Raw genomic sequence first — 20,036 nt, 5'->3', positions numbered from 1 at the left:
CGACAAGCATGATGCGGGGACGTACATCCATCTTGATCGCGCATCGCCTGTCCACCGCCGCGCAGGCAGACCGCATTCTTGTGATGCATCACGGCAACATCGTCGAAGACGGAACCCACGATCAGCTCATTGCTGCTGGTGGCAGGTATGCGGCCTTGTGGTCTGCCCACTGAGACCCCCCGAAATGTAACTTTTTGCAAAGGCAAATGCGACATCTGGGGTGAAGACACGTTAGCCTGTAAAGGATAACGAGAGTTACAGAACTTACCCCCAAAAATAAGGAAATGAGGCGAGCACCTGCCGTGAGCAGCGCTAGTACTTTCGGCCAGAACCAATGGCTGGTAGACGAGATGTTCCAGCAGTTCCAGGAGGATCCACAGTCAGTAGATCCAGAATGGCGTGAACTGTTCGAAACCCAAGGCGCTCCCAACGGCGCCACCCCACCCGCAGCACCAGCGAAACCTACGCCCACCCTTCCCCCTGCTAGTACCCCTGCAGCAGCAGCTTCCACTGCGACAGCAGCTACACAGCCCCCCGCTCCGCGGGCAGCAGCCGAGACGCCAAAGGCGCGCGCCGAACGCAGGGCAAAAAGCACGGGCCCGGATTCGCTTGCTGCGGAAAAGAAAGCCGCTGCTGAGCGCAAAAAAGCTGCGTCGCCTTTCACACACGCCAATTCCAAGGAAATGCCCCCGGCGGGCAGCACCGAGATGAAAGGCATTGCCAAGGCAATCGCCAAGAACATGGACATTTCCCTCGAAATGCCCACCGCAACCTCGGTGCGCGACATGCCCGCCAAGCTGATGTTCGAAAACCGCAGTATGGTGAACGAGCAGCTCAAGCGCACCCGCGGCGGCAAGATTTCCTTCACTCACATCATCGGCTACGCCATGGTGAAAGCCGTCATGGCCCACCCGGACATGAACAACATGTACCAGGTGGTGGACGGCAAACCCACACTGGTTGTACCGGAGCACATTAACCTAGGTCTGGCCATTGACCTGCCGCAGAAAGACGGTTCCCGTGCCCTCGTGGTGGCCGCGATCCGCGAATGCGAGACGCTTTCCTTCTCTGAATTTGTCGAAGCCTACGAAGATATTGTCAACCGTGGCCGCCAAGGAAAACTCACCGGCAAAGACTTCAGCGGCGTGACCATTACGCTGACCAACCCTGGTGGTATCGGTACCCGCCACTCCGTGCCGCGCCTCACCAAGGGCCAGGGTGCGATCATCGGCGTGGGATCCATGGATTACCCAGCGGAATTTGCTGGTGCTTCTGAAGACCGCCTGGCGGAACTGGGCGTCGGCAAGCTGGTGACCATCACCTCAACCTACGATCACCGCATCATTCAAGGTGCTGAATCCGGTGAATTCCTGCGCACCATGAGCCGACTGCTCGTGGACGATGCCTTCTGGGACCATATCTTCGAATGCATGAACGTGCCCTACACCCCCATGCGTTGGGCACAAGACCTACCCAACACCGGTGTCGACAAAAACACCCGTGTCATGCAGCTCATCGAGGCATACCGCTCCCGTGGTCACCTCATCGCTGACATTAACCCGCTGCACTACCATCAGAGCGGAATGCCAGTGCCAGACCACCGTGACCTGGATATTTCCACCCACGGCCTGAGCATCTGGGACCTTGACCGCACATTCCATGTCGGTGGCTTCGCAAACCGCGAAACAATGACGCTGCGCGATGTACTCTCCACGTTGCGCCGTGCCTACACTCTGAAAGTCGGTTCCGAATACACCCACATCCTCGACCGCGACGAGCGCACCTGGCTGCAGGATCACCTCGAAGCAGGCATGGATAAACCCACCCCAGCGCAGCAGAAATACATTCTGCAGAAGCTTAACGCCGCCGAGGCTTTTGAGAACTTCCTGCAAACCAAGTACGTGGGTCAAAAGCGTTTCTCCCTCGAAGGCGCGGAATCCCTCATCCCGCTCATGGACTCGGTGATTGATACTGCTGCAGGCCAGGGCCTTGATGAGGTAGTCATTGGTATGCCGCACCGTGGCCGCCTGAACGTGCTGGCAAACATTGTGGGCAAGCCTCTCCACGTCCTGTTCAACGAGTTTGAAGGCAACATGGACCCGGCACAGGCCGGCGGTTCCGGCGATGTGAAATACCACCTGGGTGCGGAAGGCCAGCACATCCAGATGTTCGGCGACGGCGAAATCAAAATTTCGCTCACGGCCAACCCCTCTCACTTGGAGGCCGTTAACCCCGTCATGGAGGGTATCGTTCGCGCCAAGCAGGACATGCTGGACAAAGGCCACGACGGCTACACCGTTGTTCCGCTGCTGCTGCACGGCGATGCCGCGTTCGCAGGACTGGGAATCGTGCCGGAAACCATCAACTTGGCGCAGCTGCGCGGCTACACCGTCGGCGGCACGATCCACATTGTGGTGAACAACCAGATCGGCTTCACCACCACCCCTGATTCCGGCCGGTCCAGCCACTACGCCACCGACCTTGCCAAGGCATACGGCTGCCCCGTCTTCCACGTCAACGGCGACGACCCCGAAGCCGTGGTCTGGGTGGGCAAACTGGCCACCGAGTATCGACGCCGCTTTGGCAAAGACGTCTTCATTGACCTCGTGTGCTACCGCCGCCGCGGCCACAACGAAGCCGACGACCCGTCGATGACTCAACCGCAGATGTACCACGTCATCGACGACAAAGAAGGCACCCGCGCACAGTACACCGAAGACCTCCTCGGCCGTGGTGATCTCTCTGCAAGCGACGCCGAGGCCGTCGCCCGGGACTTCCACGACCAGATGGAAACAGTCTTCAATGAAGTGCGGCTGGCAGGTAAGCCGAAAGCCACAGCGCAAGAAGGCATCGCCATGTCCCAGGCACTACCACACGGATTGGATACCTCCATCACGCGGGAAGAACTCGCGGCAATCGGCCAGTCCTACGCGGACCTGCCCGAAGGGTTCACTATTCACCCGCGCGTGGCCACAGTGGCAGAAAAGCGCGCCGAATCTGCCCGCGACGGCGGCATCGATTGGGGTTGGGGCGAACTGATCGCCTTCGGTTCTCTGGCGTTGGAAGGCAAGGTAGTGCGCTTGGCGGGTGAAGATTCCCGTCGAGGCACCTTCACCCAGCGTCACGCCGTGCTCATTAATCCCAGCAACGCCGAGGAATACAACCCCCTTGACGTGCTGGCCCGCTCCCAAGGCCCTGGCAAGTTCCTGGTGTACAACTCTGCACTCACCGAATACGCCGGCATGGGATTTGAATACGGCTACTCTGTGGGCAACCCGGATGCCGTGGTGGCCTGGGAGGCACAGTTTGGCGACTTTGCCAATGGTGCCCAAACCATCATTGATGAGTACGTGAGTTCTGGCGAAGCCAAGTGGGGCCAAACCTCCGACGTGATCCTCCTACTGCCGCACGGCTACGAAGGCATGGGGCCTGACCACTCCTCCGCGCGCATTGAGCGCTACCTGCAGCTTTGTGCCGAAGGTTCCATGACCGTTGCGCAACCATCCACGCCAGCGAACTACTTCCACCTCCTGCGCCGCCACGCACTGGGTAACTTGAAGCGCCCGCTCGTGGTGTTCACACCAAAGTCGATGCTGCGCCTCAAAGCCGCATCCTCATCGGTTGACGAATTCACCGACGTGAAGAAATTCCGCTCCGTGATCAACGACCCCCGCCTTGTAGACCGCGACAACAACGTCATCGGGGACGTAAACAAGGTAAAGAAGATCCTCCTCGTCTCCGGAAAGCTCTACTACGAGCTGGAAAAGCGCCGGGCCAAGGACAATCGAGACGACATTGCCATCGTGCGCATCGAAATGCTGCACCCCATCCCCTTCAACCGTCTCAAGGAAGCCTTTGACTTCTACCCCAACGCGGAGGAAATTCGCTTCTGCCAAGACGAGCCCGCAAACCAAGGCCCCTGGCCGTTCCTGGGGCTGCACCTTCCAGAGTTAATCCCTGGGTTGCTGCCCATGAAGCGCGTCTCCCGCCGCGCACAGTCCTCCACCTCGACAGGTGTGGCTAAGGTCCACCAATTCGAGCAGGACCAGCTTATCGACGCTGCGTTCGCCGACTAAGCCCACGCACGCTCAAGCTCCCCTGGTTATTCCGCCAGGGGAGCTTTTCCTGTTGCTTATATGGCTGGCTATAAGTCGTTTTTCTCAATAAAGGGAATCACCACCGCAGACACGGAGGATTGTTTCTCCGCTTCTGCACTGAGTTCCGACAGGTCAGAGGTAGTCAGCAACCCATCAACATTGTTGAGCACCTGCCGGTCATTCCTATTCAAAATGGGTTTGCGATAAATCGGGACAATATTCTGTGGCAACTCCGGTCCAGAATATTGCTCACAACCCGTCGCATTTGAGGGGTCAGTGGCCATCATCGAGCCAGGTAGGGACTTCACCATTTCTTTATACACACGGTCCCGCCACTCCCCCGAGTTCGGGTCAACATCCCCGGATTCCTTGTCAGCCACGTATTTTTCCGACAATTCCTTCGCACGCGCCGGGTTCATTTGTTGCAGCAGTTCGCCCGTGCATCCCACCACCACGTCAGCGGTGCGTTCGTTGAGGCGTTGGACACGGCGTTGTTCATCGCTGTCCACATCAAGGTTGATGTATGCCATGCGCCCCCTGTTGTTGAACGCCTGCACATACAGTTCGCCCAACACACGCTGTTCCATTGAGGATGAGTCAACCGAGACTTGAACCGGGAGGTACGCCGACTCATGCCGAACCCCCTGAGGCTCTGGGGCACATGCCGTCAGGGTGGTGGCTAATCCGACACCTGCGCTCATGGTGGCCAAGACCGATCGGCAGCCTAAACCCTGACGCATGGAAACCCTACGACGCTGCATGAGTGGTTGTTCTCCTAGGATGTTACGTTCCCGCATATTTCTCCTTAGTGTACGCGGGCGTGGTCACCACAGGTGATACAACATGCCTCAATAACTCCTCGATTCACCACAATTAATTATCGTTGCGGTGTGAGCTGCTAAAACTAAACCTGGCGATGGCGTCCCTGGCCTCAGCGGCGTGGGCAGGTGTGCACAGGACGTCGTAACGCCCGGCGACGATCTGGGTACGGGTGGTAAAGTCTCGCCGTCCCCGGCTTGCTGCGTACGGTACTGCAGATGCGACAATGCCAAACACCACACCCATGACTATGCCGAGGAAGATCGGGGAGATGAAGTTCTCACTGAAAATCCCCAGCAGCATGCCAAAGAACAAACCCATCCACGCACCGGAGGCGGCTCCGCCGGCGATGACCCGACCCCAGGTCAGGCGCCCAACAACGTGTTCCACTTCCATGAGGTCAACACCAACAATGGTGAGTTCAGCGACGGGAAAATCAGACTTGTCACTCAGCATATCCACGGCGGCCTGGGCATCGGCGTAACTGTCAAAACTGCCCACAGGCCACCCTTCGGGTCGGGGGCGTAATGAAAGATCCCGGCTACCAGCATTACCAGCGTGTGGGGTGCTCATGGGGTTGATTCCTTAAGACTCTTCATCGTTATTGTTGTGTCACCGGAATAACGTTGTGCAGCTGCTGCATGTTCCCACTGGTGTGTTAGTACACTTAGTCACTATGAGCCCAATTACAAAAGTCTACGCAGGCCGTCTCGCAGGTATGGTGGTTCGTGGACCGGACACGGAGGTGATCGGCCGAGTCCGCGATGTTGTTGTCATTGTACGGCCCAACGGCCACGTCACTCGAGCGTTGGGGCTTGTAGTTGAGGTAGTCAATAACCGCCGTATTTTCCTGCCAATGCTTCGAGTGGCATCGATTGAACCGCAGGAAATCATGTTGGTATCTGGATCGGTGAGCTTGCGTGCATTCAAACCCCGAACCGGCGAGTTGACCATCGTGGGTGACCTTGTGGGCTCCAAGGTGCAGGTGGACGACCCGGAACTGGAAAATCTCCATGGTCGGCCTGTTGAAATTGCAGACATTGAGCTGGAACGCACCCGTACCAGAGACTGGATTGTCTCACGCGTGGCTGTGTTCGGAGAGAAGCCTAAATTCGGTCGACGTGGAAGCCTGCACGTGGTTCCGTGGTCCCACGTGCACGGTATTACAGCGGCGGGTGCAGGGCAGTCAGATAAGGTGGCTGAGCTTATCGCGCGGTTTGATAACATGCGCCCCGCCGACATCGCGTCCTTGCTGCGTGCCATGCCGGCGGCAGAGCGCCAGACCGTAGCTGAACAGCTTGACGACGAGCGCCTCGCTGACATTCTCCAGGAGCTGCCCGATGACCGGCAGGCCGAGCTCATTGAAGCCCTAGCCATTGAACGCGCAGCCGTGGTGCTGGAAGAGATGGACCCTGACGATGCCGCCGACTTGCTGGGCGAACTCCCCGACGACAAAGCCGACGTGCTGCTGGAACTCATGGATCCAGAGGAATCAGCACCCGTGCGACGGTTGATGGACTTCTCCCCCGACACGGTGGGCGCGCTCATGACTCCTGAGCCGCTGATTCTCGCCCCGCAAACGACAGTGGCTGAGGCCCTAGCAATGGCCCGCAACCCTGACTTAACGACATCGCTATCGTCCCTCATTTTTGTTGTCCGCCCACCGACAGCAACCCCCACCGGCAAATATCTGGGGTGCGTACACTTGCAGAAGCTGCTGCGTGAACCCCCCAGTTCCTTGATCGGCGGTATTTTGGATCCTGACCTTCCGCCGCTTTATGCTGATGATTCACAGGAAACAGCGGCCCGTTACTTCGCCACCTACAACCTTGTGTGTGGACCAGTGCTTGACAGCGACAATCACCTCCTTGGTGCCGTCGCTGTGGATGACCTTCTTGACCACATGCTTCCTGAAGACTGGCGCGAAACTGGCCTCAGGCCAGCAACGACACATGCGTAAAGGAGAGTGATCATGGCTGATTTTAATCGCAGTGACCTTGACACCCCAGTCGCAGGAAACCGCCGAAAGTTTTTCAACTTTGACGGCGATTCTGTCGGTGCGTTCGCCGAGAAAGTCGCCCGTTTCTTCGGCACAGGCGAATACCTGTTTTGGCAAACCATTTTTGTTTTGATTTGGGTTGCGTTTAATGTCGGCGGATACTGGTGGAACTGGGATGCCTATCCATTTATCCTACTCAACCTGGCTTTTTCCACTCAGGCTGCCTACGCGGCACCGCTGATTTTGCTGGCGCAAAACCGCCAAGAAGATCGGGACCGCATTGCCTTAAACGAAGACCGTCGGCGCTCTGAGCAGACAAAAGCCGACACTGAGTTTTTGGCTCGGGAGCTCGCTGGCGTGCGCATTGCTATCGGTGACACGGTTACCCGCGACTACCTACGGCATGAACTGGAGGACCTGCGTAGCGTCCTAGAACGCATCGAGGCGAAAATTGACGACGAGGCAGCAGCTCGCATCGCCCGAGGCGATGGCGAAACCCATGAGCTTGCCGAACCTACTCAGGGCGACTTGGCTTAGCCCTACCCCACTATGCGCGCTAGACTTGGCGGGTGATGTCTACACTTTCGGAATCCGCTGTACGTACTGCGCTATCCCGCGTTGATGACCCGGAAATTGGCAAGCCAATTACCGAGCTTGGCATGGTTAAATCGGTGACCCTTGACGGCAATAATGTTGCTGTGGAAATTTACCTCACCATCGCCGGGTGCCCGCTCAAAAACACCTTGATCCGCAACACCCAGGCGGCTGTGGAGGAACTTGACGGCGTGGGGACTGTCACCGTCACCACAGACGTGATGAGCGATGAGCAGCGCCGCACCCTCCGCCAGGCACTTCGCGGCACAGACTCAGAACCGGTCATCCCCTTCGCACAGCCAAATTCAACCACCCGCGTTTTTGCAGTTGCCTCAGGTAAGGGCGGCGTCGGCAAATCCTCCATGACCGTTAACCTTGCAACAGCTTTGGCGGCGCGGGGGCTCAACGTCGGAATCCTGGACGCCGATATTTACGGACATTCCATCCCCCACATGTTAGGTTCTGACGCCCGTCCACACCAGGTCGATGACATGATCATGCCGCCCATTGCACATGGGGTAAAAATCATCTCCATCGGGCATTTCGTCGAAGGAAACACCCCCGTTATTTGGCGTGGGCCAATGCTGCACCGCGCCATCCAGCAATTCCTCTCCGAAGTGTTTTGGAGTGACCTGGACATTTTGCTCCTTGACCTGCCACCAGGAACCGGCGATATTGCCTTGTCGGTGGCACAGTTAGTGCCGAGCGCTGAACTTCTCATTGTGACCACCCCGCAGGCCGCCGCTGCTGAGGTTGCCGAGCGCGCCGGTGCTATGAGCCAGCAAACCCGCCAGAAGGTCGCTGGGGTGATTGAAAACATGTCCGCCATGGTCATGCCTGACGGATCAGTTGTAGATGTTTTTGGCTCAGGCGGTGGTCAGATGGTCGCAGATCGCCTGAGTACCCTGACCGGGACGAAGGTAGAACTGCTTGGTTCAGTTCCGCTTGATCCCGCGCTGCGGATTGGTGCCGACGACGGCAATCCCATCGCCATCACCGCCCCCGACTCGCACACAGGCGCTGCCCTGAACGCCATTGCCGACAAATTGGCCATGCGGCGCGAATCCCTCGCGGGTCGTCCACTTGGACTGGGCGTAGTGCCTCATTAAACCCGCATTATAGGAAGTGCCCACCGCCCCTGAGCTAGGGCACCCCACCTAGATCCTTCTATGTAATATCCGCCCAGGAGAAATCCCCCCGTGCAGCATCGTCAGGTTCCTTGCCGGGGGTCTGTTGCTCTTTTTCCACTGATTGCTTGGAGTCTGGCTGCGACTGCTTAGGTTGTGTGGATGCAGCGGCGCTGCTTGCGGGTTTTGGCTGCTCATGCTCCATGATCTTCTTCGGATCAAGCGCATCGAGGAAACTGCCATCCCCATCCAACAATGTTTTGGTGAGCGCTGCGCGTGGACCCAAGCGTTGCAAAGCGGCAAGTTCGCTGAGTGGCTTACTGATTTCTTCAAAATCAGCCCCCAGTTCATCGCCTAACCCCTGTTTAGCATTGTCAATGGCGGTACGAGCCGCAGTCAACGCAGCTTTAACATCCCGAACAACGCGGGGCAGCCGCTCCGGTCCAATAACCACTAAGCCCACAACAAAGAGGAGGAATATCTCTCCCCAACCAACATCGCTGAACACTCAACTTATTTTACTTTATTTTCCAGCAGAGCGGCGTACTGCACGATAGATCAAATCAACCTTGCCCAGGAACGTTTCCGGGTGCTTCGTGGTAGCTTCCTCCGCATCGGGACCCGCAGGGCAGGAAAACGCGATACTGGTCAGGCGCGCCTTCAGCTCAGTGGACACACGGATCGTTTCAGTGTCTACGCAGTTTTTCAAGCATTCAGAGGCCCGGCGCTGTTGTGCAACCTCAGCACGGCATTCCTCACAGTGCACAAGGTGGACGCGCGCGCGATGCATAGCCAGTGGTGTCAACTCACCATCCACAAAAGCAGCGACAGCTTCAAGGCTGAGATGCTCAACAGAGGCAAATTCGCGGGGTTTTCGCGCTTTTCGACGCCGCGTATGCCCCGTGTTCCCACGCAAGGATTCACGAACCATAGGACCACTGACCTCCTTCAACAATGGTGATGATGCTGTCTTGTTACCGAGGATACGCTTTTAGTAGCGCATAGGAAGCAAAAGTTGGGCCGACTCGCTCGACTCCGCAGCAGCTTCCAAACTGGCACGAAGCTGGCTCCGGCCACGGTGGATACGACTACGAACCGTTCCCATCTTCACGCCGAGGGTGTCGGCAATCTCGTCGTAGGACATTCCCACGACGTCACAGAGCACCACCGCAACCCTGAAATCAGGGCTGAGTTCATCGAGTGCCTTTTGCAGGGCCGGGTCAAGATTCGACACCGTAAACGCCTGCTCGGGGGTGAGGTCGTTGCCAGGAACCCGGTCATAGTCCTCTGGCAATGCTTCCATCCTGATCTTTGCGCGTCGACGCACCATGTCAAGGAACAAGTTGGTGGTAATGCGGTGCAACCAGCCTTCAAACGTGCCAGGCTGGTAATTCTTCAGCGAACGGAACACGCGCATGAATGTCTCCTGCGTTAGATCCTCCGCATCGTATTGGTTACCAGACAGTCTGTACGCCAAGCGGTACACACTGTCTGCGTGTTCCTCAACCAATTCCGCCCATGTGGGCATGTCCCCCTGTCCGGCGTCAAACGCCGCAGTGCCACTCAACGTGGCGAATGGGACAGTGTCATCGCTCCCAGCATTAATCGTCGGGTCGGTAAACTCGGCCTGATGAGTGGAAGTCATAGTATTATTGTGCATTGTCCCTTTAGCATACACCAGCTATTTTAGCTGAGAGGTCACTGAATATTTTATGCATCTGGGACGACAAACTGTGAACTTCTATTAAAAAGCCTGTCAACAGCCTGGACGTGTGAGGCTACAGCCTGGAAGTTGTCCCTCATCCCCGCGCTGGCCGGACAGTGTGGCACCCAACAATCATCAATAGGCTAGTTCTGATGTTATTTCGGAGCGCGTCCACCTAAACTATCTAGTGTGAATGACACTGCTTTCGACGCGTTACGTTCTTACATCACTGATACTACGGTGATTGACAATGCCCTTGCCGCAGCTCAGCAAGACGCCGAGGAATTCGGTCTTGCCGCCCCCGACGCCGCAGCAGGTTCGCTGCTCAGTGCATTAGCGGCGTCGTATATTGATGAGGCAGGCGTCGGAGCCATCGCAGTGACCCCTGCTGCTGGCGTAGTGGGCCTTTATCTTCTCCGGGGCTTGGGGCTGACGGGCACGCTCACGTGCATTGACCCGGAGACTGAGCACCAGCGTCAAGCACGTACCAATTTTATGGCAGCAGGCTACAAACCCAACCAGTTTAGGTTCCTGCCCTCCCGCCCCCTTGAGGTGATGAGCAGGCTCGCCGCTGATTCCTACCACGTGGTTTACGGTGATATTCGCCCGTCTGACTACCGGGCGTTTATAGACGCCGCGTGGCCACTTCTGCGTAGCGGTGGCATACTCATCCTGGCCAATTCGCTGCTTGACGGTACGCTATCTGACACTACCCGGAAAGACCGGGACACCATCTGCGCGCGGGAAGCCGATGAATATGTGCGCAGCATGGATCAGGCTGTGGTGTGTCGCCTTCCTCTCGGGTCTGGGCTAACACTCATTACCAAAAAAGACGATGATTCAGAGTCTGAATAGCAACAAAAAGGGCGCAGAGGTAACTTCTCCGCGCCCTTCTGAGCATGTGTGCTAATAAATCGTCACACCACTTCGTTTTTACCCACACACACCACGCCGCCTGGGCTGATAGTGAATCGGGCTGCGTCGCGATCGTGATCCACACCAATGAACTCGCCCTCACTGACCACGACGTTTTTGTCCAAAATAGCGTGACGCACCACAGCGCCCTTGCCAATGCGGACACCCGGCATCAACACTGAACCCTCGACCGTTGCGCCCTCTTCAACTATGACGTTGTTGGACAGCACCGAGTTACGGACCGTGCCTGCGGAAATAATGGACCCCGATGCGACCATTGAGGACTGTGCAATACCACCCTGCACAAACTTCGCAGGAGGCAGATTGCCGTCATCGGTGTTGTGAATAGGCCACTGCTTGTTATAGAGGTTAAAAATCGGGTGAACCGAAATGAGATCCATGTGGGCCTCATAGAACGCATCAATCGTACCGACGTCACGCCAGTAACCTGCGTCGCGTTCGGTAGCACCAGGCACGCTATTGCCGGAGAAATCATAGACGTGTGCCTGATTCTTCTCCACAAAGTACGGAATAATGTCACCGCCCATATCGTGCGAGGAATCGGGGTTTTCCTCGTCATCCTTGAGCGCCTTAATCAGGTCTTTGGCGGTGAATACGTAGTTACCCATGGATGCAAAGGTCATCTCAGGGTCATCAGGGGTTCCAGGCGGATCGGCTGGCTTTTCGACAAAGTTGGTAATGTTACCGTCTTCGTCAGACTCAATACAGCCAAAGGCCGATGCCTCAGAACGTGGAATCCTAATGCCCGCAACAGAGACGGCTTTTCCAGAGGCAATATGTTCTTCCACCATCTGCTGGGGGTCCATGCGGTAGACATGGTCCGCGCCAAAAACAATGACGTACTCAGGGTCTTCATCGTAAATGAGGTTAAGGGACTGCAAAATGGCATCTGCAGAACCAGTAAACCACCGCTTACCCAGCCGTTGCTGAGCAGGAACCGGGGTGATGTACTGCCCTGCAAGACCGGAAAGCTGCCACGATTGCGAAATGTGACGGTCAAGCGAATGGGACTTGTACTGAGTAAGCACGCAAATCTGCATGTACCCGGCATTCACCAGGTTCGACAAGACGAAGTCAATGAGCCGGTAGGTGCCCCCAAAGGGCACGGCGGGTTTCGCACGGTCCGCAGTGAGCGGGAACAGGCGTTTTCCTTCACCACCGGCAAGGACAATAGCTAGTACATGTGGTTGAATTCTCACACTGACCAACTTATAGCCTAACTCGCATCTTCGCCTCCAAAGTGAGTCATTCAACGTTTTTGGGCAGCATTTCCGCAGCACATTGTCTGACGCGTGCGGCATTTATCACTATGCGTGTGTGCTGCGCAGCATGGTTTTTCAGGCTAGTGTCGTGGTTATGCGAGTAGCAATGATGACCAGAGAGTACCCACCAGAGATCTATGGCGGTGCCGGTGTGCACGTCACTGAACTGACCCGGTACATGCGTGAACTTGTTGAGGTAGATGTCCATTGCATGGGCGCGCCTCGCGATGAGGCTGGCGTATTTGTCCATGGAGTTGACCCCGCATTGGACGATGCCAACCCGGCAATTAAAACACTGTCTACTGGCCTACGTATCGCAACGGCGGCCAACAATGTGGACGTTGCCCATTCTCACACGTGGTACGCAGGCCTTGGTGGACACTTGGCGGGCCGGTTGTACGGCATTCCGCACGTGGTCACTGCGCACTCACTGGAGCCTCACCGTCCGTGGAAACGTGAACAATTGGGCGGCGGTTATGAGGTGTCCAGCTGGTCTGAAAAGAACGCTATGGAATACGCGGATGCTGTGATTGCCGTGTCAGCACGCATGAAGGACGCGATCCTGGACGCATATCCTCGCATCGAACCCGACCGCGTTCACGTGGTACTCAATGGCATTGATACGCAACTGTGGCAGCCGCGCCCGATTTTCGATGCTGCAGAAAACTCCATCCTTACGGAACTCGGCGTTGACCCCAACCGCCCCATCGTGGCATTTGTTGGTCGTATTACTCGCCAAAAAGGCGTAGGTCATTTAGTCAAGGCCGCACAATACTTCTCCCCCGATGTTCAGTTGGTTCTGTGCGCAGGTGCTCCTGATACCCCGGAAATCGCCGAGGAAACCACAGCACTGGTTGAGAAGCTCCAAGCCCAGCGCGATGGCATCTTCTGGGTTCAGGAGATGCTGCCTAAGGATAAGGTGCAGGAAATTTTGACGGCCGCTGACGTATTCGCCTGCCCGTCCATCTATGAGCCTTTGGGCATTGTGAATCTGGAGGCCATGGCTTGTGGAACAGCTGTTGTCGCTTCCGATGTCGGCGGCATCCCCGAGGTTGTGGTCGACGGTACGACGGGTACCTTGGTCCACTACGACGAAAACGACCCCGAAGGCTTTGAGCGGGGCATCGCCGATGCTGTGAACGCCCTGGTAGCCGACGAGGAACGCGCTAAAGCCTACGGCGAAGCAGGTCGGAAGCGCGCTGTTGAGGATTTCTCGTGGGCAACCATCGCTCAGCAGACCATTGATGTCTACAAATCCTTAATGTAGGTCGCCTGTGTCCGTGTATTTCCGCCCACGTTTCCACCTTGCACCGCCGAGTGGCCGACTGAATGACCCCAACGGACTCTATGTTGAAGATGGTGTCCTTCACGCCTACTACCAGCATGATCCACAGTGGCCCACTGCTGAAAAGCGCACCGGCTGGGGGCACGCGTCCACGCCGCTTCTCTCTGATAAACCCGAGCTGTGGACACATCATCCCGACGCCCTCTACCCCGCAGTCGATTACGATGACAAGGGGTGCTACTCGGGGTCGGCGGTGCTGGTAAACGGCGAGCTTGAGCTGTTTTACACCGGCAATGCCAAGCCTGGCGGACATAGGCGGGCTACCCAAAACCTTGTGCACGTTGGAGGTCGCCGCCGCGCTGATGGTGGAACGTATCTCCGCAGCGATCGCAACCCGCTTATCGACGGCCCCGCACCCGGCTTTACCAACCACTACCGCGATCCACATGTGCTGTGGCGTGAGGACCACTGGCTGATGGTGTTAGGTGCACAACGCGATGACGAAACTGGCTCGGTGGTGCTCTACACCTCTGAGGACCGCCGCGCATGGGATTATGCTGGTGAAATCCAGTTCGACACCAGTTCCGCCGTACCTGGTAGCGCTCCCGACATGATCCCTGGAGGCTACATGTGGGAATGTCCGAATCTGGTGACACTTCGCGATGATGTGACCGGCGAAGACATGGACGTGTTGATTGTCCTTCCGCAAGGCTTGGAGCAAGTTGGCGATCATTACGCGAACAATCACCAGTGCGGCTATGTGGTCGGTCACCTTCAGGGCACAACATTCACGGTGAGCCGTGGTTTCACAGAACTCGATTACGGGCACGAGTTTTATGCACCGCAGGTAGTGCATGGTTCCCAACCTCCGTTGATGCTGGGGTGGATGGGTCTGCCTGACCTTGACGATCAACCGACACGACAGGATGGGTGGGTACACACCTTGACCGTGGCGCGCGAATTGCACCTCAGCGATGGTGTGCTGCGCCAAGTACCACGGGCGTCGATAAGCAGCAACAATGCGGATAGCGACCTGGAGGTTGGCGCATCGTTCGAGTGGAGTGGTGAGATGCCACCTGGGTCCGAGCTGGTGCTGGTTGATACTGCGGGGGATGCCGTGGCGCGGTTGAGTGTCAATGGCAACGTGGTTGAGCTCGATAGGCAGGATCAGCAGTACCACGCGGGCGGCGATGTTCGGCGCGCATATCTGCGGGGCGTCACCTCTGCAGTTGATGTGCGAGTACTGGTTGATGCGTCGTGCATTGAGATATTTATTGACGAGGGCAGGATAAGTTTCGCAAGTCGAATTTTTCCACGTCACGAACCTAACGAGTGTATAGTGCGCGTCCTCACATAAACAAAACTAACCAGACATAAATCACATCTATTAGACTCACTCTCAGTGTTGTCTTTGTGCCCGTTTATGTTGGTTGGGCTTGAGGACTTCCGATTAGTATCAAACCGGTATACCTCAAGGAGGTCGCTGTGGATCATGCCGCAGTAGCCCGCCGAATGCTCGAAGCACTAGGTGGGGAATCTAATATCAAGGCAGCCGCGCACTGTGCGACAAGAATGCGGCTTGTTCTCAACGACAAAGAGAAAATCAACCAGCAAGCCCTTGATGACGACCCCGATCTCAAGGGAACATTTGAGGCCGGCGGGATGTTCCAAATCATCGTCGGCCCTGGTGACGTCGATATTGTCTACGACGAGTTCACTAAAATCACCGGCGACCGCCAAGTGTCCACCGAAGAGCTCAAGTCGGTAGCCGCCGAGGCGCAGGGCAACGCCCTGACCCGTGCTATTAAGGTACTGGCCGATATTTTCGTACCGCTGATCCCCATCCTGGTGGGCGGCGGTTTGCTTATGGCGCTCAATAACGTGTTGACCTCGAAAAACCTCTTTGGTGAGGGCACACGTTCGCTGGTCGTACAATTCCCGGCAATTGAGGGCATGGCCCAGATGATCAATCTGCTGGCCTCTGCGCCCTTTGCTTTCTTGCCCATTCTGGTGGGCTTTACCGCGACAAAGCGATTCGGCGGTAACGAATACCTCGGTGCCGGCATCGCCATGGCGATGGTCATGCCAGACCTAGTCAATGGCTACAAAGTTGCAGAGACCATCCAAAAAGGCGGCATGACCTACTGGGATCTGTTCGGCTTCGACGTCGCCCAGGCTGGTTACCAGGGCACCGTGCTGCCGATCCTGCTGGTCGCGTGGATTTTGAGCATGGTGGAAAAATTCTTCCACAAGCACCTCAAAGGCACCGTAGACTTCCTAGTCACCCCTGTGCTGACACTGCTGATCACTGGTTTCCTCACCTTCATCGCCGTGGGTCCCGCCATGCGCTGGCTGGGCGATGCCATTGCGAGCGGCCTGCAGAACATCTACGACTTCGCTGGTCCCGTTGGCGGTTTCCTCTTCGGCTTGGTCTACTCCCCCATCGTGATCACTGGCCTTCACCAGTCCTTCCCGCCGGTTGAGCTGCAGCTCTTTGCCACTGGCGGCTCCTTCATCTTTGCCACGGCATCCGTAGCCAACGTCGCACAGGGTGCCGCCACCTTGGCTGTGGCAATCACTACTCGTGACGAGAAGCTTCGGGCTCTGGCTTCTGCCTCCGGTGTATCCGCCTGCTTCGGCATCACCGAACCGGCCATCTTCGGTGTGAACCTACGCCTACGCTGGCCGTTCTACATCGGCATGGGCACCGCAGCCATTGGTGGCGCCATGATCGCCCTGTTCAACGTGAAGGCCGTGTCTCTTGGTGCCGCTGGTTTTATCGGCTTTGTCTCCATCAGGACAACCGACTGGCCGATGTTCTTTGTCAGCCTAGTCACCGCGTTCATTATTTCCTTCGCATGCTCCTATGCCTACGCTATGTACCTGCGTCGCCAGGTCGCGGGTGAAGCAGAAATGGAAAAGGCCGTGGGCACTCAGGCGGCTGCCGCAGCCAATGATGCAACTCCGGCAGCGACTGCTAGCGCAGGAACGGCAACCGCAGTGGCCACCGCTGTTGGCGCTGACCTGCTCACCTTCGCTTCCCCGCTCACTGGTGAACTGGTGGAGCTGAGCACAGTGTCCGATCAGATGTTTGCCCAGGGAAAGCTGGGTCCTGGTTTTGCTGTGGTCCCCAGCGAGGGTGTACTCCGCGCCCCAGCCGACGGCACCATCAAGGTGGCATTCCCCACTGGACATGCATTCGCTATAACCACGGCGGAAGGTGTGGAAATCCTCATGCATGTTGGCTTTGATACGGTCAACATGAAGGGCGAAGGCTTCACACCGAAGGTCAGCAAGGGTGACACCGTCAAGCGCGGCGACGTGCTCGGTGAGTTCGACATTGACGCTATCAAAGCCGCAGGTTACGACACGACCACACCGGTTGTTGTAGCGAACTTCAAAAAACTCGGCGGCGTACGGCTGACTGACAGCATCTCCGCACCACACAGCATTACCGCAGGTGACGACGCCGCGATTGTCTCCGCGAAAGCGTAGCAATCCTTGAGCCCCATCACGTCAGCACCCCGTCGTAGCTTCTCGCGGCGGGGTGCTACTGTACATCAAATGCGGGGCGCACTGAACGTAGCTATCCTCGGTTTTATCCCCACGTCCATCGTTTTAACGCGCACTGAACTTGAGGCCCACACTTATGTCGTCACACAGACCCGAACTGCATATCACGGCACAGCACGGCGTTCTCGAAGCCCCGGCAGGAGCATTATTTACCGGCGAGCAGTGGCATGTGTTTCACCAGTACAGGTCCCAGCCCGACGTGAAGAAAAACAACTGGGGCCATGTGGTGTCAGCTGACACTCCGTTCAACTGGGTGCACCGCGACGACGTACTCAGTGCCGAAGCCCCAGAGGTTCAGGTGCGGGCAGGGTCTGTTGTCGCCCCACGATGCGGCGACGAGGCCGAATTGTTTTTCACCTCTGTCACGGACGAGGGACCGAGTATTCACCGCGCCCTCCTGACCAACCTTTCCGGGCCCCAATCAGACGTGCGTCGCGAAGGAAGCGTCGTCGACGCCCCTGTGCTGGGGATCGATAAACTCCAGGATTTTCGCTCTCCCTGTGTCGTACCAGGTTGGGCCGATGAGGATGACCGTTCTGAGGGGCACGGTGGATGGCTCATGCTAGCCGTCGCAGGGCCGATGTCCGCCCCGGAATTGGTGATGTTGTCATCGCACGACCAACAATCCTGGACGCTAGACGGGCCCCTGGCTTTTCATGGTGATTCCGGTCTGGCGCATCACCCGATCCTCGTCAGCCCCAGGATTATCCGACTCCGCGACGAAGTGGACAGCCACGTCTACGACGTCCTCATCGTCACTGTTGAAGCAGATGGTGTAGATCTTTCCGGCTACCTGGTAGGCACCCTCCGTGGTTGTGACTTTTGGGTGAAAACCCCCTTCACGCAAATGGACTTTGGCCATGACTTCACCCGCCCGCGCAACACCAACACGGTACGCGGCGTGACCTACGGCAATAACGAACGCTATGATGCCGCCTTGATTTTCGGGTTAATGAACGGCGTCGGCAGACTTGACAACCCGGCCACGCACGAAAGCCTACGCGCCGAGGGCTGGGCAAACTGCCTGTCGCTCCCCCGTCTCACCACGCTCCAAGGTGGCCTGCTATTTCAAACCCCCACCCCCGGGCTTACTTCTGCAATCCCACACACAGCACATGCACGCATGTGGAGCGGACTTATCGACGCCCAGGAGGGCAGCGTCACCGTCACACTTCTGGATAATGCCACAGGACGTATCGCCGCAACCATCACCCACAGCGGGCATCACCTGCAACTAGACCGGTCCATGAATCCCCTGCATGCGGGGGATTCCCCGGCAGAAGCCTACCTCATTTCCGCCGACACCGACTCCCTTACCATCATTGTTGACGGATCCACCGTCGAAGTATTTGCCGACGGCGGTGTGATTGCCATGGCCTCCCGCGTGTATTTCGAGGGAATCTGCGGCGGGTTCGATGTCACTGCGGAAGGCGGGGCGTCGATACTCAGGTATTTTGAAGTCGCCGGTGAGGACGTCTAATCCTCAATCCGGGCGAGGCGTGTGACCTTTGCTCGCGCCGTCACGGTCATATGCATGGGTAACGCGGCAATGCGTTGCGCCAAAAGATCCGGGTGGATATGCCGAGCAGACGGACTCATGCCAATCTGCGCGGCAATGGACGGCTGATCAAGTGTCATGGAAAACTCCACAAGTTGAGGCTCAGTCACGGGGCGAAGATGCCCCGATGCCTGCTCGATCATGCGCTCCACCTTGCCCTTTTCTACATCAATGATGCCCAGGGGCTCCCGAAGCTCCGCGAGGTGCCCAGTATCAGCGGTCAACACAATCACCTGACCACCAGCTTTAAGCACTCGCGCGAACTCCGCAGCATTACGGGGCGCAAAAATCACGGTGATGGCATCAATGGAGTCGTCACGCAACGGCAACCGTGCCCAGGCATCAGCCACCACCGCACCAACCCGGGGATGGCATTTAGCCAAATGCTTTGCGGCGTGAACTGACACGTCAATCCCCACGCCCCTGGCACCCTGAATAGCGTCAAGGGTGTGGGACAAGTAGTAGCCGGTGCCAGCGCCAATTTCGCAGATGGACACAGCGGCATCGTCATCCACCCCGGCATCATCAAGCGCGAGGTCCACGTTGTGCGTCACCGACTCCACAAAGGGCGCGTAATGCCCGCGAGACAGAAAGGTCTCGCGATCCTTGATCATTGTCGCATCGTCACCGCTGTAGCGCAGACCAGCACCTCCGGCTAGGGTGACGTAGCCCTGACGAGCAACGTCGTAACTATGCCCCGAGTCAGAAACCAGACGAGTAAACTCATCGGCACCGTGGAGGTCGGTTCCGTCAACAGGGTCTGCTAAAAGGTCAATAATGTCTTTGAGCACAACAGGTGTGTTCTCCTCGATATCGCTGCATTGCTGCCCTGCGTACTGGCAGGGTATTCATATTACCGCGAGGGGTAGAACGCCCCGCGCTTACCCCGACACGTTGGTGAGTAGTGCCCCCAGCTCAGCCGCCTCTTCCTTGTTGAGTTCAATAACCAGGCGACCGCCGCCGTCGCTGGGAATGCGCATCACGATCTTTCGACTTTCTTCCACTGCTTCCATCGGACCGCTGCCAGTCCGGGGCTTCATTGCTGCCACTTGTCCCTGCTCCTTAGACGTGGGGGATTTCA

17 protein-coding genes are annotated in these 20,036 nt (G+C 57.2%); 9 read left to right on the top strand and 8 right to left on the bottom strand.

Annotated features, from left to right (window positions below; all coding sequences use genetic code 11):
- Positions 1-302: 302 nt before the first annotated feature.
- The gene (locus CDUR_RS04875; RefSeq protein WP_179417351.1) at positions 303-4,076 is read left to right on the top strand and encodes a multifunctional oxoglutarate decarboxylase/oxoglutarate dehydrogenase thiamine pyrophosphate-binding subunit/dihydrolipoyllysine-residue succinyltransferase subunit; all 3,774 of its coding nucleotides are present in this window, start codon (positions 303-305) and stop codon (positions 4,074-4,076) included.
- A gap of 68 nt (positions 4,077-4,144) precedes the next feature.
- Here the strand turns inward: CDUR_RS04875 and CDUR_RS04870 are convergent, their stop codons facing one another.
- Together CDUR_RS04870 and CDUR_RS04865 are read right to left on the bottom strand one after the other, a co-directional pair.
- On the bottom strand, positions 4,145-4,894 hold the full coding sequence (locus tag CDUR_RS04870; protein ID WP_179417350.1) for a hypothetical protein: 750 nt from the start codon (positions 4,892-4,894) through the stop codon (positions 4,145-4,147).
- Between the two features lie 76 nt (positions 4,895-4,970).
- Entirely contained in the window at positions 4,971-5,489 is a 519-nt protein-coding gene (locus tag CDUR_RS04865) for a YflT domain-containing protein (protein ID WP_179417349.1), read from the bottom strand.
- Positions 5,490-5,592: 103 nt separating this feature from the next.
- Here CDUR_RS04865 and CDUR_RS04860 point away from each other — a divergent pair, with 103 nt between their 5' ends.
- Genes CDUR_RS04860 through CDUR_RS04850 form a run of 3 tightly spaced genes read left to right on the top strand, consistent with a single transcriptional unit; the run spans position 5,593 to position 8,618 of the window.
- On the top strand, positions 5,593-6,876 hold the full coding sequence (locus tag CDUR_RS04860) for a magnesium transporter MgtE N-terminal domain-containing protein (RefSeq protein ID WP_006061863.1): 1,284 nt from the start codon (positions 5,593-5,595) through the stop codon (positions 6,874-6,876).
- A 12-nt stretch (positions 6,877-6,888) separates the two neighbouring features.
- On the top strand, positions 6,889-7,452 hold the full coding sequence (locus tag CDUR_RS04855) for a DUF1003 domain-containing protein (RefSeq protein ID WP_006061862.1): 564 nt from the start codon (positions 6,889-6,891) through the stop codon (positions 7,450-7,452).
- Between the two features lie 35 nt (positions 7,453-7,487).
- Positions 7,488-8,618: an Mrp/NBP35 family ATP-binding protein gene (locus CDUR_RS04850; protein ID WP_179417348.1), complete on the top strand. Its 1,131-nt coding sequence runs from the start codon at positions 7,488-7,490 to the stop codon at positions 8,616-8,618.
- Positions 8,619-8,676: 58 nt separating this feature from the next.
- Here CDUR_RS04850 and tatB read toward each other — a convergent pair whose 3' ends face one another.
- From tatB to sigE, 3 genes are read right to left on the bottom strand one after another with little or no spacing between them, the layout of a single operon-like run.
- Positions 8,677-9,144: a Sec-independent protein translocase protein TatB gene (gene tatB / locus CDUR_RS04845; RefSeq protein ID WP_179417347.1), complete on the bottom strand. Its 468-nt coding sequence runs from the start codon at positions 9,142-9,144 to the stop codon at positions 8,677-8,679.
- A 15-nt stretch (positions 9,145-9,159) separates the two neighbouring features.
- Positions 9,160-9,567, bottom strand: coding sequence for an anti-sigma factor family protein (locus tag CDUR_RS04840; protein ID WP_006061859.1), 408 nt, complete (start codon positions 9,565-9,567; stop codon positions 9,160-9,162).
- Positions 9,568-9,627: 60 nt separating this feature from the next.
- On the bottom strand, positions 9,628-10,281 hold the full coding sequence (sigE, locus tag CDUR_RS04835) for an RNA polymerase sigma factor SigE (RefSeq protein ID WP_040358598.1): 654 nt from the start codon (positions 10,279-10,281) through the stop codon (positions 9,628-9,630).
- Between the two features lie 249 nt (positions 10,282-10,530).
- On the opposite strand from sigE, the gene CDUR_RS04830 reads away from it, so the two are divergent.
- Positions 10,531-11,196 carry an O-methyltransferase gene (locus CDUR_RS04830; RefSeq protein WP_006061857.1) on the top strand — a complete coding sequence of 222 codons (666 nt, stop codon included), beginning with the start codon at positions 10,531-10,533 and terminating at the stop codon, positions 11,194-11,196.
- Positions 11,197-11,258: 62 nt separating this feature from the next.
- On the opposite strand, the gene glgC is transcribed toward CDUR_RS04830, so the two are convergent.
- A complete protein-coding gene (glgC, locus tag CDUR_RS04825; RefSeq protein WP_040358596.1) occupies positions 11,259-12,476 on the bottom strand; it encodes a glucose-1-phosphate adenylyltransferase in 1,218 nt (405 codons plus the stop codon).
- Between the two features lie 157 nt (positions 12,477-12,633).
- Here glgC and glgA point away from each other — a divergent pair, with 157 nt between their 5' ends.
- The 4 genes from glgA to CDUR_RS04805 all read left to right on the top strand — a co-directional run bounded on the left by glgA (position 12,634) and on the right by CDUR_RS04805 (position 18,877).
- Entirely contained in the window at positions 12,634-13,806 is a 1,173-nt protein-coding gene (gene glgA, locus CDUR_RS04820) for a glycogen synthase (RefSeq protein ID WP_081598594.1), read from the top strand.
- A gap of 7 nt (positions 13,807-13,813) precedes the next feature.
- A complete protein-coding gene (locus CDUR_RS04815; RefSeq protein WP_290208070.1) occupies positions 13,814-15,181 on the top strand; it encodes a glycoside hydrolase family 32 protein in 1,368 nt (455 codons plus the stop codon).
- A 128-nt stretch (positions 15,182-15,309) separates the two neighbouring features.
- Positions 15,310-17,319, top strand: coding sequence for a sucrose-specific PTS transporter subunit IIBC (locus tag CDUR_RS04810; protein ID WP_179417345.1), 2,010 nt, complete (start codon positions 15,310-15,312; stop codon positions 17,317-17,319).
- A gap of 154 nt (positions 17,320-17,473) precedes the next feature.
- Positions 17,474-18,877 carry a GH32 C-terminal domain-containing protein gene (locus CDUR_RS04805; RefSeq protein WP_179417344.1) on the top strand — a complete coding sequence of 468 codons (1,404 nt, stop codon included), beginning with the start codon at positions 17,474-17,476 and terminating at the stop codon, positions 18,875-18,877.
- Here CDUR_RS04805 and CDUR_RS04800 read toward each other — a convergent pair.
- Both CDUR_RS04800 and CDUR_RS04795 read right to left on the bottom strand, forming a co-directional pair.
- Entirely contained in the window at positions 18,874-19,746 is an 873-nt protein-coding gene (locus CDUR_RS04800; protein ID WP_179417343.1) for a methyltransferase domain-containing protein, read from the bottom strand. The two genes, CDUR_RS04805 and CDUR_RS04800, sit on opposite strands and share 4 nt — an antisense overlap.
- A gap of 90 nt (positions 19,747-19,836) precedes the next feature.
- Positions 19,837-20,004: a DUF3117 domain-containing protein gene (locus CDUR_RS04795; RefSeq protein WP_081598599.1), complete on the bottom strand. Its 168-nt coding sequence runs from the start codon at positions 20,002-20,004 to the stop codon at positions 19,837-19,839.
- Positions 20,005-20,036 lie beyond the last annotated feature (32 nt).

Source organism: Corynebacterium durum (assembly GCF_030408675.1).
GTDB lineage: Bacteria > Actinomycetota > Actinomycetes > Mycobacteriales > Mycobacteriaceae > Corynebacterium > Corynebacterium durum.
Note: the sequence above shows the minus strand (reverse complement) of the source record. Positions and strands in the feature narration are given on the sequence as shown.

Coding starts and splice junctions, on each gene's coding strand:
- CDUR_RS04865 (WP_179417349.1), bottom strand. CDS start 5,489: ATGAGCACCCCACACGCTGGTAATGCTGGTAGCCGGGATCTTTCATTA.
- CDUR_RS04860 (WP_006061863.1), top strand. CDS start 5,593: ATGAGCCCAATTACAAAAGTCTACGCAGGCCGTCTCGCAGGTATGGTG.
- CDUR_RS04805 (WP_179417344.1), top strand. CDS start 17,474: ATGTCGTCACACAGACCCGAACTGCATATCACGGCACAGCACGGCGTT.
- sigE (WP_040358598.1), bottom strand. CDS start 10,281: ATGACTTCCACTCATCAGGCCGAGTTTACCGACCCGACGATTAATGCT.
- CDUR_RS04850 (WP_179417348.1), top strand. CDS start 7,488: ATGTCTACACTTTCGGAATCCGCTGTACGTACTGCGCTATCCCGCGTT.
- glgA (WP_081598594.1), top strand. CDS start 12,634: ATGCGAGTAGCAATGATGACCAGAGAGTACCCACCAGAGATCTATGGC.
- CDUR_RS04855 (WP_006061862.1), top strand. CDS start 6,889: ATGGCTGATTTTAATCGCAGTGACCTTGACACCCCAGTCGCAGGAAAC.
- CDUR_RS04840 (WP_006061859.1), bottom strand. CDS start 9,567: ATGGTTCGTGAATCCTTGCGTGGGAACACGGGGCATACGCGGCGTCGA.
- CDUR_RS04870 (WP_179417350.1), bottom strand. CDS start 4,894: ATGCGGGAACGTAACATCCTAGGAGAACAACCACTCATGCAGCGTCGT.